The following is a 15,159-nucleotide window of genomic DNA, read 5'->3' on the forward strand; positions in this document are numbered from 1 at the left end:
CAGAACGCTCAGGCGCTGACGCGCCACTTTCTCCGGGGCATCCATGTTGCTTCCTCCCTATGCTAGTATTGCACGGAATGAAGCCTAAGAGGACAGCTGGTGGAACGGCACAGGCCGCGTTGCAGCCTACATACGAGAAGATGACTCAAAGACCAGAGCCATACGACATCCGCTTATCTGCCCCCGGAACAGGGCGAGATCAGTTTACCAAGAAATTTAGAATAATGTCTGAATATCGATCGACCTAAAAAACCACTATAAAAGCTCCATAAATCGAGCCCCTACAACTTCGGGACGGTACGTATCAAACACTTCTGCAGCCACCCGCTTTAGCCTTGTTTCGTCACGTGGAGTAGCTAAAATCATCGACAGTCCTTCGCTCCATTCCGTCACGCTTAACGGATCCGCCACCGAGAGTGCGTGACCTAGTGTTACTTCTGCAAGAGCCGGAATGCCTGAAACTATACAGGGCACACCAAGCCCCATCGCCTCGATGACAGGCAAGCCAAATCCTTCAAATAGTGAAGGCAGAGCAAAGCACTCGGCGTGGCGATAAAGCGTACCGAGCCTCTGAGAAGGAACGTAACCCGTGACGTGGATTCTGTTGGACAGGCCAAGAGACATAGCGAGTTCATCAAGACTCATTCCATATCCCAAAGAGGACATAGTGAAGCGGTCACGTATCTGACCAGCCAGAACCAGGTGGTGATGAGGAAATCGCGTCGCAATTTCTGCGAAAGCGCGAACTAATGTCTCGATATTCTTGTGAGGGTAATGGTGTGAAACCGACAAAATGTAGGGAAAGTCGTATGGACTAACTAAATCAGGAGCCCCGAAATGCGCCCAAGATACAGCATTTGGAATTGATACCCACCGCTCTGACGAGAACTGTGGATACTCCCTACGCGCATCGTCTAGGACAGCCTTCGAGATAAATACGACCTTATCGGCAAACCTAAATGTAGAACGCAAAGCCATCTCTAGCCAAAGCCGCTTAGATGCGGAAAAATACTGTGGGAAGTGTCGGTGTTGTAGGTCATGGACGATACACACACGTTGGCCGCAACGAGACATTCGACTGGGTGGAGTAAAGTAGTTAGGAAAGATTGTTGCACTAGAATAGCCAGATAATCCGCGAGCAAATTGCCACTCCTCGAAAAACCGAGCGAAACGCGGCGTCAGCCGTTTCGCCGCCCACGGAGGTATTGCATCACGAATGGTGAGGCGAATGTTCGGCCGAGCATTGCATGCGGTCACGAAGTCCGATGACAGCAGAACCTGACCGGAGGCCTCCAATTGAAGTTGCGTTCCCGCCAAGGAAAGGCCCTCGACCAAATTGTATATCGCATTCTCGACTCCGCCTACCGCCCCATGACGGATGAAATGGAGTGGAATCACAACCGTCTTTGCCATGGCCTCTTTCCGTAACTCATGCCCTATTATGACACCACCACGACACTCTGCCGCGAATCGCGCGCCTATTCGCGATTGCGCACAGACTCATCACTCAATGCGATATCGACCGCGGTTAGCACTCGTTTTTTAAAATTCTCGAACGAGTATTCTCTAAGTATCCGATCCCGCTCTTCTCGATAATGCTCGTCGTTCGGCGTTCCGATCAGAGGCAGCAATTCCTGAATATTGGGGTGATTAAAGTCGATAACGGATCGAACGCATTTACCGAATAGTTGCCTGAAAAACGGCGTTTCGGACGAGACGAAGACTGGTTTGTTAAATGCTATCGCTTCCAATATGGGAAGACCGAACCCTTCATATTCGCTTGCTGTTGAAAATAAGAGGCAGTTCTCATATAGCCATCGGATTGAAGAGTTTGGTAAATGCCGCAAGAATCGAACGTTTCTCGCTTCGATCTCATCAGCATACTCCCGCGTTTCCTCTGAGCTTTCGCCCGCCATTATTAGTAGAATCTCACGACCTCGAGCGCGATTGATCTCGCTCCAGGTCCTGATAAGCTGCTTTTGTCGCTTGTGCGCCACATCAAGGCCCACAAAAAGCGCGAACTCCTTACTCTGCAACTCTGCCAAGGGGCATACGGACTCCTCCCCGAGCATTCTGTCGGCGTCAAATACGCAGCCAACATAAGACGCCGGCGCAACAATGCCGAATAGCAGCATTTCCTCCACAAGGGGGCCTGGATTCGTCATTATGAGCCGCGCTCTTTTCAAGCAGTATATGGTCCATCGTTGGAGCTGGCGCCCGAGTCCGCCGGTCCTCGGGTAGCCAGGTAGCAGACCGAATGCACGCCGCATCCCTATCGTATCGTGCAGCATGATAACCAACTTACGTTTTGCCACCAGCATCGCCGCCGGTGCATTTGAATGGTCAGCAACTACCACCAAGGACACAAAAAACTGCGCAACAAAAATATATATAGTCGCAATAATAAACTGATCAAAGTAATATAAATATTTCGCGAAAACCAAATTCCTTGTCTTTCTATTATACAACATGCACGGGCATTTGAACACCTTGCATGAGAACTCAGAGGTCAATGCAGCTTCAAGCCACGCGGCAAACTGCGACATGCTAGGTTGGTGTCGCGCTTCGTGCGTCCCAATGACTAGAATACGGGTCATACTATGCATTCCCAGGCACTCTTTCTGGTTTGAAAAGACCCTTAAAAAGGTAAATAAGAAATATAATTATAATAGAGTTTCTCAATATCAAAAGAAACATATCTACCGAAGTCCCAGTGAATGCTATATTATATGTTGCAGCAACACAACATATAATATACTCGATACAATACCCGATTTGAAGTCGTATAATATGAAATATTACAAATATCAGAAAGAATGAAATTAATGTTACTGTGAACATACCTAGAAAACCGCCAACTGCGTAAAGCTCACCCGCCACCGTTACTAACGGACGTCCGATTACTTCTTTTGGCAACAGGCCAAGCCCCCATATTATTTGATCTGAAACAAGTAATTGTTTGTCCTGTCCATAATCTGGCAAAGCACTTAGAGTCATAAGGCCGAGTCTACTCCAATCAGGAACAACGCCCGTACCTAGCCGCCCCGTCACAATGTCCATGCGCGCGAACAGCGATAGTCGCGATCCGATCGACAAGTCCTGTTCGGTTCCGTTACTCGCTAGTAGTTCGGAATAATTCTTATTACTCCTTTCGGAGAACGAGAATACACGCTCCGTCGAGGACAGAAATGGAATCGAGTAAAGGACATTCTGCGGATCTAGGGCGGCTTCCAACGTCGACAAACCAAAGCTCGTCAACCTTCCCATCTGGTAATCAGTACGAACTTGGATGAACGAGTTGGTCGCAACGTTCAACACAAACGAACCCAGAAATACTAGCCCGATGGCATTGAGCGTAATTAGGCGGCGGGCCGAGTATACGTACAAAATGATCCACACCAAAATGGCGACAAACACACCACTCCTACGATTCACTAACGCAGCAATCAGCAGTGTACAGGTTATTGAAATAATGAAAATCAGTATCTTCTTATTCCCCCCCTTAGCTCTCTCATAGAGAGCTACGCATAGCGTAAGATATACTGCAAGTATGGCGTATTTTGCCGATGTTATGCCAACAATTTTCTCGCTCTCAGCAATCGAGTAGAGGACAATTATGACAATTGAAAATATCACCGTCTTAGTAAACCTAAACTTTCTCCCGAGCTTTGTTATGTAAGAACGACCTCTCCAAGAGACTACTCCACAATATATAACGTATGCGAGGATAATTGCTGTTTGATAAATAAAAATAACTGCCGAGCTCGAGGTCTTGTTTACAAGCCCCATCAGAGAAACGTTGCCATTTCCTAAAGCGAATATCATCGTTGTAAACAAATATAGAGTTGATGGATGGAGTATTAAATGCAACATGGCCATATCTTTTACTTTTTTCGAAAAATAAAATGTAGCCATCCCGAAAAATATATACGTTATTAGGAATACGAAATTGAAGTCAAGAACCGATGACACCCCCCCCATAATGACGATAAACAACCCAACGAGACGATAGAAGCTCCGCATCCGCCTTTCGAACGTATCCATCCCCATCACAGCCACACTGTGATCAGCATTCGGATCGACAAGGGAGACACTCATCATTCTGATATTTCCCTCTCACCATATTTCTTCTTCTCTATCGACCATTTTTTCATTGCATAAACAAACATAAAAAAGTGACATAGCGCGACTGAAAAAGAGAATGCTTCAACGCCAAACCAAATCGACAAAGAACATCCTAGACAAATGCAAAAAATCACATCTATTAACAATAAGACTGAGAAGTCTCCAACTTTGTTCGACGCCGAAGCAAATGAAAGACTAGGGGTCCATAACATCTCGAACACAGCAGCAAACATCAAAAATAATAGTACAACATCTGACACTTCAACCTGCCCATGAGAAAGTGCTCTACCGACATGCTCTCCGAGTAATACAACCGCTAGAACGTACAATACCGTCCCGATAACTATAAGTCCCACATGTATTTTATACAAAGCATGAAGGTCACCCCATAATTTTCTTCCTATCAGATAGGAATATTGTGGCGTAAAGGCGTAGTTCAACACGTTTGCAGCCGAAACGCCCATGCGGGTTATGATGCGAGCGACGGAGTAGCCAGCGACCATTAGGGGGCCGGCCATAATCCCAATCAGGATGACGACCCCCTGAATGAGTATCGCATTCGCGAGTGGAATAACGATATAGGCGGCCGAGGGATGAGAGAGCTCTTTTATGCGTTCCCATCGTACCCAACGCAAACCGGGCATTAACTGCGGCACGGTAACATATAACCATATCCAGACGGCAATCGTAAACGCCGCACGGGTGAAGCTCCAAGCCATCGCTGCTTCAGCAAATCCGCCACCCGCGAAAATCGTTACAGCCAAAGCGGTGGTCTCCATACCGCGAGCTACAGCATCTAGCGATGCCTCCAGAGCCGGGCGCCCCGACGAACGAATTGCGGCAGCAGAGAGCAAAAAGAGCTGGAAGAAGCAGACCTGCACCAGGCCCAAAATGAGGACCCAACGAATCTCTTCGAGTGTGACCGACTGGAGGTTTAATATGCCTTGCCAGTTGAGCGCGTAAACACTCCCTCCGTAAATGACAGCCGCCACAAATAGGGAGGTGACAAGAAGCATAAGTGTGCTACTTGAGGTTATCTTGGCTCCAACAACATCATTCGCCATCATGCGAACAGACATGTCGCTCTTGGCCGAGTATGTGAAGCCAAAATCCGAAATTGTGAGATAGGTAGGGAGCGCCGTCATGGACATCCACGCACCTAGACCCACTGAGCCCCACTTCGACGCTATGATTGGAATAATCACCAGTTGCGTGAGGATTATAACGATCTGATTGACTACATGCGCCACAACAGTTGCGCCGACAGTACGCGTAGTCAACATAATCAATGCCGTCACTTTGGCATGTACCATACCATTCCTCTTATTACCCACATCAAAAGGACTAATTATTATTCGTCATATTTAGAAGACGGCGAATACTGTATTATAGAATATATTTCATCCTAGACGAATTTGTAGTTTCTGCTCGCGCCTCGATTTCATCCGAATCTAGGATTGACGCCTCATGCGTCTGATGCTGACTACACTCTATATCTGTCATCACCAGCATTTAATGCTCAATCATAACCATAACAAATGAGTAATTAACAATAATTATTTAGATAAAAGAGAATATTAATATAATTCAAGGATACGTATCCTTATCATTTTCCGGTTAAGAAGTCAATATTATTGACAAATTTTGCTAAGTTCCTTTCTGCGCTTAAATGATTTGACACATAGCTTCTCCCATTCCGACCAAGACTAGTAGCTAAATCGGGATCGCAAGTCAGTTTATCTATAGCCTCGAAAAGTGCATCCTCATTTCCAGGCTCAACGCGGAGCCCTGCAGCGGTTTTGGTAACAAGTCTATCAAGAGAACTGTTTGGTTCTGAAATGCAAATAAACGGTCGCCCCGCCGCCATGATACTAACAATCTTGGATGGAATGGCGAAATCCGCTGTACTTGGAGCTTGTGGTACTAGATGTATGTGAGCAGCCTGTAGCGTCTGGCCAAAACGTGATGCGGGAGCTAACCCTTCGAAGGTCGTGTTTTTAAGCTTAAGTTCATCTAAAACTATACTTCTTATTCGTTCCTTTTCAGATCCATCACCTCGCAGAACGACTCGGATGTCCGGACGCCTGACATCTAGCAATTTCATCGGACCGATAAGTTGATCAAGGTTCTGCTTCTTGCCAAAATTACCACTATAAGTGACTACAGGGCGACTAAAGGAAGGAAACGGTAACTCTTCAAAAGGATCTGTCCAGATTGGAATTACATCAATCGGCTGTCGACACCCCATAATTCTGAGCTCCTGTGCCATCTCATCCGTAAGAGCGGTTACTAAATCTGCACTATTTAGTGCAAATCGCTCTACGAGTCTCATCGCCTTCAAGAGCAGCCCATTTTTTGCAATACCAACGCTTCCAGCTAGCCCACTCTCAATGTCATGAACAATCAGATATAACGGAACCCCCGCATAATACTTTAAAAACATCGCGCCATATACCGCTATAATACTTGGAACATAGGCGATAATGACATCTGGCTTAACTTTTGGATACTTAACCACTTCCTTTAGGAGGTTAAATAGAAGGCGACAGTCGTTTTTGAGTCGCTCCTTGATACCCCCTGAGCCACGAGGAGAGACTCTCGTCCGACGGATCCGAATGCTACCCAACATTTCACGGTCACGACTGCCGTCTGCCCAGTCTAGGTAAACAGAGGGATTCGGATAGTGGGGGCGGAAGGCCCGAACATCTAAAGTATGACCGATCTTTGCGAGATGCTCCGCTAGCTTCGTACAATAGGGGGCTGACCCAATCTCTTCGGGCCAGAAGTACGGCGAGAGATACAGAATATTCACCTTAATCTCCCGTTTGCACCCGCTGAGTTTGCAATCCGGTCTCTAGATACCAGTTGTAGGAAGAACGAATCCCCTCCTCAAGCGCGATAAGGGGCCGCCAACCCGTCGACCTTAGCTTAGCGGCGCTCATTAACTTTCGAGGGGTGCCATCCGGCTTGGTCAGATCGTGAACAATGCCGCCTTTAAAGCCAACTACCTCGCAAACCAACCTTGTGAGTTCCAAGATTGAGAGGTCTTCACCAGACCCGACATTGACATGCTCGACATCTGAGTAACACTTCATCAAGTGCACACACGCGTCAGCACAGTCATCGACATGCAGAAACTCACGCAAGGGCTTTCCTGTACCCCAAACCGTAAGGTCCTTATCGCCGCGAGTTTTCGCCTCGTGCGCCTTGCGTATCAAAGCCGGCATGACATGGCTCGAATTAAGGTCAAAGTTATCGCCGGGGCCGTACAAATTTGTCGGCATGGCGGAGATGAAGTCGGCACCGTGTTGCTTGCGGTAGGCTTGGCAGAGCTTGATTCCGGCAATCTTGGCAATCGCGTACCATTCGTTGGTCGGCTCCAAGTCGCCCGTAAGCAGTGCACTCTCAACAATCGGCTGCGGAGCGAACTTCGGATAAATGCAAGAGGACCCAAGGAACAGCAGCTTCTCAACACCTGCTCGGAAAGAGCCCTCAATGACATTGGCTTCGATAACGAGGTTGTCGTAGAGGAAATCCGCCGGGTATGTGTCGTTGGCAAGGATACCCCCGACTTTCGCCGCCGCGACAAACACTGCATCGGGCCTAGCCTTGGTTATCCAAGTGCGAACGGCTGTCTGATCCTTAAGATCCACATCGCTGCGATCAACGGTCAAGACTACGCAACTCTCTGACTTCAGTCGCCGAGCGATTGCCGATCCGACCATGCCGCGATGGCCGGCAACCCAGACCCTTTTTCCTTTCAAATCATACGACATGCTCAGCCCTCCACACTAACCGGCAAGTCGAGGCCATGCCTTTTGAGGAGAGCATATCGCTGAGCCGATTTATGATCCTCAGTCACCATTTCCCGACACATGTCGCGTGCTGAGATCTCGGGGACCCAGCCGAGCCGCTCTTTTGCCTTTCCCGGATCTCCCAGCAAGGTTTCCACCTCGGACGGCCGAAAGTAACGCGGATCGATACGAACAATCTCGTCGCCAACCTTTAGCGAAGGGGCTAGGTCGCCTGAAAGCGCTGCGACCACACCAACCTCGTCAACACCCTTTCCCTTGAACTCCAAGGCTATGCCGAGGTCTTCGGCCGCCCATACGATGAATTGACGAACGGACTGCTGAACCCCAGTAGCGATAACAAAATCCTCGGGTTTCTCCTGCTGCAGCATAAGCCACTGCATGCGTACATAGTCTCGTGCATGCCCCCAATCACGCATCGAGTCAATATTCCCCATGTAAAGACACGGCTCTAGCCCCATCGCTATATTGGCAAGGCCTCGCGTAATTTTCCGCGTAACAAATGTCTCACCGCGACGCGGGGACTCATGGTTAAAGAGAATACCGTTACAGGCATACATGCCGTATGCCTCTCTGTAATTCACCGTAATCCAATAGGCATAAAGCTTTGCTACAGCGTAAGGACTGCGCGGGTAGAATGGTGTTGTTTCTCTTTGAGGAGTCTCCTGAACTAGACCGAACAACTCCGAGGTAGACGCCTGGTAAAAACGCGTCTTCTTAGTCAACCCAAGAAAGCGGATCGCCTCCAGAAGTCGCAACGTGCCAATGGCGTCAACGTCAGCTGTGTATTCCGGAGCTTCAAAAGAAACGGCAACATGCGACTGCGCGCCAAGATTATATATCTCATCCGGTTCGATTTCTTGAATAATTCTTGTTAGATTTGACGTATCGGTCAAATCTCCATAATGCAGCTTGAATTGCGCATTGCTAACATGCGGGTCTTCATAGATGTGATCCACCCTTTGGGTGTTGAACAGAGAAGCGCGCCGCTTAATCCCGTGGACCTTATATCCCTTTGAAATTAGGAACTCCGAGAGATAAGAGCCATCCTGTCCGGTGACACCGGTGACAAGTGCGACTTTGGAAGTAGTATTCATTACTAACTCACTTAATAGAGAGAATCGGTCAGGATCTAGTGATGCGAATTTGATTACTCGGCTCTATAGAGCCGAGATTCAAGTCAGTAACTCTAAAAGATCTGTTAGAAGTAATAACTTCCGAGAAGTCCCTCTGACTGTCATCTGGCAGATGCAATTGGCTAAGCCGAGCCGCTAGCTGAACTTTCCGCCGCTCTCGGCGCTCCAGCGCGTCAGGGCCGTCTCAATAGCGTCGGGGTATTTCCGCCCCTGGGAGGTCAACCATCCGGGATAAATGTCGGTCGAGCGCACGAGCTTCATGACGCGATCGGGGTGAATTCCGATGTGGAAGGCATCCAGCATCTTGAGCAATCGAGCACCGGCAAGCACCAGCGCTTTCGGGACCATGAAGGTGCGGGCTTTCGGGAAGTGGCCGCCAATCATCGCCTTGATGATCTGCTCAAGCGTGTAGCGCTGCGGGTAGGCGCCGTTGAACAGAATGAACGGATCCGGCTTGCTTCGCGCAAACTCGATCGCGTCGAGAAGATCCTCAACGTAGATGCACGCCTTGATCGTGTCCTTGCGTCCGGGGTAGACGAAGAACCCTTTCCTGAGGAGCGTCGCCAGCCGCGTGAAGTTACCGCCCTCACCACCGCCGAACACGACTGCCGGACGGACTATGGTCAGCTTTCTGCCCGAAGCACCCTCAAACCATTGGCGGTGGATCCGCTCGGACATGAGCTTCGAATAGCCGTAAGCCGATTCCGGGGCCGGAGGCGTTTGCTCGGTCTTCATCTCCTCGCTCGGACCATAGACCGAGATGGAGCTTGTGAAGACGATCTCGCCAATGCCATTCCGAGCGGCGAAGTCCGTAACCGACAGGGCACCCAGAATGTTGGTTTCATAATACTCATGGGTCGGATGACCCGGAGTCGTATGGATGGCGGCAAAGTTGTAAATTCGAGCGACTTCTCCGTCCACCCAGAAACCTGAGAGGTCGCGGACATCGGCGATGCGATAGTCGACCCCCGGCAGCGTTTCCCGTTGCGGCTTGATATCTACCGAGACGACCTGAATGCCTTCAGCTGCCAAGCGTCGGGTAAGATGCGTTCCAATAAAGCCGGAACCACCAAAAACAATCACTTTGTCGACCAATGATGATCTCCTTGCCACCCAAAGCGAGGCCATGGAATTGACCTGCAAGTGGCTCAAGCTCGGCTCAAACGCTCGATAGAACCCTGCATCGAACGCGGAGCCACCCAGACAAAAGCTACCGCACTCCGGGTGAAATCACTTCACGCGGATCAAATTCCTCACCGCCACATACGAACAGCCGCAGGATCGTTCTCCCACGCCTCGAACGGAGGCTATCAACGCATCAACCAGCAGCGGTCAGGCCACCTTCAGAACCATGTCGCGGGAGACACCCGCGCGTACCTTGCCGCTCATCAAACTCATCAACAACACCAATCGGCCACCGCCGTCGAGCCGTTCGATCACACCGAGCTCGTCGGCGAACGGCCCCGCCCTGAGGCGCACTATCATTCCAGGCTGCAACGGATCGATGAACTCGAGAATGCCCTCGTCATTGGTCGAGGCGACCAGGGTTTCCACGACGCCCGGTTTGATCGGCAGTGGAGTGGCGCCATTGGCCACCAGGGACCGGACGCCCAGCGTTCCGTTGATGGAGCGCCAGCGCGCCCGCATCGGGTCCATGCGCACGAAAACATAGCCCCGAAAAACAGGCGCCGTCGTCGCAATCGTCTTGCGGGCGTGGCGGCGCACCACCTTTTCAAGGGGGGAGAATGTATGGAAGCCCTGGCGGCGAAGGTTGTCGACTGCGACACTCTCTCGCTGCGGCTGGGTCATGGCAGCGAACCAAAGCTCACCCTCCATGCGCAGATCCGGAACAGCCCCTGATACGCCAGCAGCCTCTTGGGACAACAAACTTTCCATAAGGCCCCTTTTTGCGATTACCGTGCGCCCACTGATCCCAAATGAGACTCCAGCAGAGCCATCGCGGTCACTATAAATTCAAAAGCAATTATCGCGCCATCTCTCGAGAGCATAAGTTTTCAGGAACAGAAGCACACCACCGATTTGGCCGGCCTGAACTCGATAGGGCTTTAAATTCAACTCAAAAATGCAGCAATAACCCTAAAATTGACTACATCAAGAACTCGATCATCAATGACAGAGCTTCGCGCGAGAGCCTTCGCACTGAGCCCGCTTACGACTAATAGCTAATGGTACTTTCAGTTATGGCGCAGTGTCAACCACATCCAGCCAAACAATCTCCGGTGGAGCAAGCCAGTCGCCGTTAGCGGCGGGGCAGTGGGCCAAGGTTCAGCAGGTATTTTCCGTACTCACTCTTTCCCAGCTTTTTGCCGAGCGTTTCCAGTTGGTTGCGATCGATGAAGCTGTTTCGGAAGGCGATCTCCTCGGGGCAGGCGATCTTGATGCCCTGGCGGCGCTGAAGGGTGCCGACGAAGTCGCCGGCTTCGAGCAGGCTGTCCGGCGTGCCGGTGTCGAGCCAGGCGTAGCCGCGGCCCATCAGCTCGACGTTGAGCTTGCCCCGCTCGAGATAGGCCTTGTTGACGTCGGTGATCTCAAGTTCGCCACGCGGCGATGGCTTGAGGTTGGCGACGATCTCGATCACGGCCTTGTCGTAGAAGTAGAGCCCGGTCACCGCCCACTGAGACTTCGGCTTGGCCGGCTTCTCCTCGATCGACAGCGCCTTCATCGTGTCGTCGAACTCGACAACGCCGTAACGCTCGGGATCGGTGACGTGGTAGGCGAACACCGTCGCCCCCTCGGGACGTGCGGCGGCGCTGGCGAGCAGGTCGGTGAGGCCGTGGCCGTAGAAGATGTTGTCACCGAGGATCAGGCAGGACGGCTCGGAGCCGACGAAGTCGGCGCCGATGATGTAGGCCTGGGCAAGGCCATCCGGTGACGGTTGCTCGGCGTAGCTGAGCGAGATGCCCCATTGTGCGCCATCGCCCAGCAAGCGCTGGAAGTTCGGCAGGTCGTGCGGCGTCGAGATGATCAGGATGTCGCGGATACCGGCTAGCATCAGCGTCGACAGGGGATAGTAGATCATCGGCTTGTCGTAGACCGGCATCAGCTGCTTGGACGTCACCAGCGTCATCGGATGGAGCCGCGTGCCCGAGCCGCCGGCCAGAATGATCCCCTTCATCAAATGAACTCCTTCAAAAAACCTGTCTCAAATCCGGTAATGCCAAAGGGCCGAGATCGTCAGCCGGCGACCAGCCGCCGAACGACCTCGTCGGTGGAGCTCCGCCAGTCCGGCAGGCGTACGCTGTGCAGTCGCTCGAGCTTGCCGCAGTCGAGCCGCGAGTTGCCCGGTCGCTTCGCCGGCGTCGGATAGGCGCTGGTGGGGATCGGATCGACCGTGACGGGTTTGCCGCCGAGTGCGGCCGACAGGCGGAAGATCTCCGCCGCGAAGCCCGCCCAGCTCGTCTCGCCGTGGCCCGTCATGTGGAAGGTGCCGCGCAGCGTCGGGTCGCTTGATGCGATGAGGTTGTCCGCCACCTTGAGAAGACCGTCGGCGATGTCGAGGGCAGAGGTGGGGTTGCCGACCTGATCGGCGACGACGCCGACGCTGTCGCGCGTCTCGCCGAGGTGCAGCATGGTCTTGACGAAGTTCTTGCCGAAGGGCGAGTAAACCCAGGCCGTCCGCAGAATGGCGTGGTTCGGTGTCGCGGCGGCCAGCGCCAGCTCGCCAGCCAGCTTGGTGCGGCCGTAGGCGCTGAGCGGCCCGGTCGGATCGGTCTCGACATAAGGGGTGGGCTTGTCGCCGGAGAACACGTAGTCGGTGGAGAGATGCACCACCGGCACACCGAGACGGGCGGCGGCCTTGCCGATCTCGCCCACCGCCGTGCCGTTGACGGCAAGCGCCGTTGCCTCGTCGCCCTCGGCGGCATCCACCGCCGTGTAGGCGGCCACCGACAGGATGACATCGGGCTTCAGCGCCTCGATCGCCGGGGCGATCTTGTCGGTGGCGGTGAGATCAAGCTCGGGCAGGCCGATCAGCATGAGCTCGATGTCGTCGCGCCCGGCCGTCTTCTCGACGAGCGAACCGACCACCTGCCCTTCAGTGCCGGTCACCAGAATGCGGCGGGTCATGCCTTCACCTCTTCCGGTTTCAGGAGACCGAGGCGGCTGCCGTCATAACCCTTGCGCAGCGGCGCCCACCACCAATCGTTCACGAGATACCACTCAACCGTCTTGTCGATGCCGCTGTCGAAATTCTCCTCGGCCTTCCATCCGAGTTCGGTCTCCAGCTTCTTGGCGTCGATGGCGTAGCGTGCGTCGTGGCCGGGGCGATCGGCGACATAGGTGATCAGGCGGTCGTGCGGTGCTCCGGCCGGATGGTACTGATCCATCAACGCGCAGATCCGCTGGACGACGTCGAGGTTCTTGCGCTCGTTGCGACCACCGACGTTGTAGGTCTCGCCGGGGCGGCCACGCTCGGCGATCAGGTCGAGGGCGCGGGCATGATCCTCGACATAGAGCCAGTCGCGGATGTTGGCGCCATTGCCGTAGACCGGCAGCGGCTTGCCCTCGAGCGCGTTGAGGATCATCAGCGGGATCAGCTTCTCAGGGAAGTGATAGGGGCCATAGTTGTTGGAGCAGTTGGAGACCACCACCGGCAGTCCATAGGTGCGCTGCCAGGCCTTGGCGAGGTGATCGGACGACGCCTTCGAGGCCGAATAGGGCGAGGAGGGATCGTAGGGCGTCTTCTCGGTGAACAGCCCTTCCGCCCCCAGCGAGCCATAGACCTCGTCGGTCGACACGTGCAGGAAGCGGAAGGCGACCTTATCCTCAGCCGACAAGCCGCTCCAGTAATGGCGCGCCGCCTCCAGCATGGTGAAGGTGCCGATGACGTTGGTCTCGATGAAGTCGCGGGCGCCGGTGATCGAGCGGTCGACATGGCTTTCGGCGGCGAGATGCATCACCCGGTCAGGACGGAAGCTGTCATAGGCTTCTGTGATCGCTTGGCGGTCGCAAATGTCGGCCTTGAGGAAACGGTGGTTCGGGTGGTTGTCGACGGCGCGCAGCGAGGTGAGCGTGCCGGCATAGGTGAGCTTGTCGACGGTGAGCACCTCGTAGCCCCTGACGAGCACGAGATGGCGGACGACCGCCGATCCGATGAAGCCGGCGCCGCCGGTGACGAGAACGCGCATGAAACCACCTTGCGTCGGAGAATGGCAAAAAGGAATTGGCCGGCTGGACGATCAGCCGGCGTAGACGAAATCGGCATCGAGTTCTGAAAGAAGCGGCTGCACCCGGTCCTTGGCCGAAAGGATCGCCTTGTCCTCGGCCACCGGCCAATCGATGGCGAGCGCCGGATCGTTCCAGCTGAGGCCGCGATCATGCTCGGGGCTGTAGTAGTCGGTCACCTTGTAGGCGATGACGGTATTGGGCTCGAGCGTGCAGAACCCGTGTGCAAAACCCGGCGGCACCCAGAGCTGATGGCCGTTGTCGGCCGAGAGCTCCACCTTCACATGCTGGCCGTAGGTCGGCGATCCCTTGCGGATGTCGACGGCGACGTCCAGGATCGCGCCGACGAGGCAACGGACGAGCTTGCCCTGCGCCCTCGGGTTCAGCTGGAAATGCAGGCCGCGCACCGTGCCGACCTCGGCCGACATCGACTGGTTGTCCTGGACGAAATGAACAGGACCGACGGCAGACGCAAACAGGTCCTCGCGAAACGTCTCCACAAAGTAACCGCGACTGTCACCGTGGCGCTTGGGAATGACGGTCACCAGACCGCTTAACGAGGTATGGTTGAACTTCATCTGACTTCTTTGGTAGCTCTATTGGTTGACAATGCATCTACCCGACAGGTGGTGGCGTCAACGATCTTCGGTACAGGCTTCCACCTCTGGAATGACTGTTCGACGACATGTCGCGCCAAGGTTGCGCCTCGCCTTTGTCTTCGTTTCCATTCATCACATACAAGGCATGCCAACCCCAGGGTAGGCCCCGGTCCCCGGCCTTGAGTTGGCAGGATCAGAAATGCCTCTTCTGCTTCCAACGGCCGGCTTTCTCCTGCGAGTGTCGTTGGATGTTGCCTTCTACTTGATGGTGCGGGTCCACTCGGCGGATCGGCATTCTCGACC

General features: G+C 53.3%; 13 protein-coding genes. All 13 read right to left on the bottom strand.

The window, feature by feature from the left end:
- Positions 1-255 precede the first annotated feature (255 nt).
- The 13 genes from M4J40_RS17085 to rfbC all read right to left on the bottom strand — a co-directional run bounded on the left by M4J40_RS17085 (position 256) and on the right by rfbC (position 14,835).
- The gene (locus tag M4J40_RS17085; protein WP_251755631.1) at positions 256-1,413 is read right to left on the bottom strand and encodes a glycosyltransferase family 1 protein; all 1,158 of its coding nucleotides are present in this window, start codon (positions 1,411-1,413) and stop codon (positions 256-258) included.
- A 65-nt stretch (positions 1,414-1,478) separates the two neighbouring features.
- Positions 1,479-2,546, bottom strand: a complete 1,068-nt coding sequence (locus M4J40_RS17090; RefSeq protein ID WP_251755632.1) for a glycosyltransferase — start codon at positions 2,544-2,546, stop codon at positions 1,479-1,481.
- A gap of 52 nt (positions 2,547-2,598) precedes the next feature.
- Positions 2,599-4,101 carry a hypothetical protein gene (locus M4J40_RS17095; protein ID WP_251755633.1) on the bottom strand — a complete coding sequence of 501 codons (1,503 nt, stop codon included), beginning with the start codon at positions 4,099-4,101 and terminating at the stop codon, positions 2,599-2,601.
- Positions 4,098-5,438 carry a lipopolysaccharide biosynthesis protein gene (locus M4J40_RS17100; protein WP_251755634.1) on the bottom strand — a complete coding sequence of 447 codons (1,341 nt, stop codon included), beginning with the start codon at positions 5,436-5,438 and terminating at the stop codon, positions 4,098-4,100. The genes M4J40_RS17095 and M4J40_RS17100 overlap by 4 nt, the downstream gene beginning before the upstream one ends.
- Before the next feature lie 293 nt (positions 5,439-5,731).
- Positions 5,732-6,937, bottom strand: coding sequence for a glycosyltransferase family 4 protein (locus M4J40_RS17105; protein ID WP_251755635.1), 1,206 nt, complete (start codon positions 6,935-6,937; stop codon positions 5,732-5,734).
- 1 nt (position 6,938) lies between these two features.
- Complete coding sequence (locus M4J40_RS17110) at positions 6,939-7,901, bottom strand: GDP-L-fucose synthase (protein ID WP_251755636.1); 963 nt, start codon at positions 7,899-7,901, stop codon at positions 6,939-6,941.
- Between the two features lie 2 nt (positions 7,902-7,903).
- Entirely contained in the window at positions 7,904-9,034 is a 1,131-nt protein-coding gene (gene gmd / locus M4J40_RS17115) for a GDP-mannose 4,6-dehydratase (RefSeq protein WP_251755637.1), read from the bottom strand.
- Between the two features lie 174 nt (positions 9,035-9,208).
- Positions 9,209-10,168, bottom strand: coding sequence for an NAD(P)-dependent oxidoreductase (locus tag M4J40_RS17120; protein WP_251755638.1), 960 nt, complete (start codon positions 10,166-10,168; stop codon positions 9,209-9,211).
- Between the two features lie 237 nt (positions 10,169-10,405).
- Positions 10,406-10,909, bottom strand: coding sequence for a transcription termination/antitermination protein NusG (locus M4J40_RS17125; RefSeq protein WP_251755639.1), 504 nt, complete (start codon positions 10,907-10,909; stop codon positions 10,406-10,408).
- A 424-nt stretch (positions 10,910-11,333) separates the two neighbouring features.
- A complete protein-coding gene (rfbA, locus tag M4J40_RS17130) occupies positions 11,334-12,209 on the bottom strand; it encodes a glucose-1-phosphate thymidylyltransferase RfbA (protein ID WP_251755640.1) in 876 nt (291 codons plus the stop codon).
- Between the two features lie 59 nt (positions 12,210-12,268).
- Positions 12,269-13,159 carry a dTDP-4-dehydrorhamnose reductase gene (gene rfbD, locus M4J40_RS17135; RefSeq protein WP_251755641.1) on the bottom strand — a complete coding sequence of 297 codons (891 nt, stop codon included), beginning with the start codon at positions 13,157-13,159 and terminating at the stop codon, positions 12,269-12,271.
- Positions 13,156-14,220 (bottom strand): dTDP-glucose 4,6-dehydratase, encoded by a 1,065-nt coding sequence (gene rfbB / locus M4J40_RS17140; protein ID WP_251755642.1) that lies wholly within the window; start codon positions 14,218-14,220, stop codon positions 13,156-13,158. Before rfbB ends, rfbD begins: the two co-directional genes overlap by 4 nt.
- 51 nt (positions 14,221-14,271) lie before the next feature.
- Positions 14,272-14,835 (bottom strand): dTDP-4-dehydrorhamnose 3,5-epimerase, encoded by a 564-nt coding sequence (rfbC, locus tag M4J40_RS17145; RefSeq protein ID WP_251755643.1) that lies wholly within the window; start codon positions 14,833-14,835, stop codon positions 14,272-14,274.
- Positions 14,836-15,159: the final 324 nt, after the last annotated feature.

This window comes from Pleomorphomonas sp. JP5 (assembly GCF_023721815.1).
GTDB lineage: Bacteria > Pseudomonadota > Alphaproteobacteria > Rhizobiales > Pleomorphomonadaceae > Pleomorphomonas.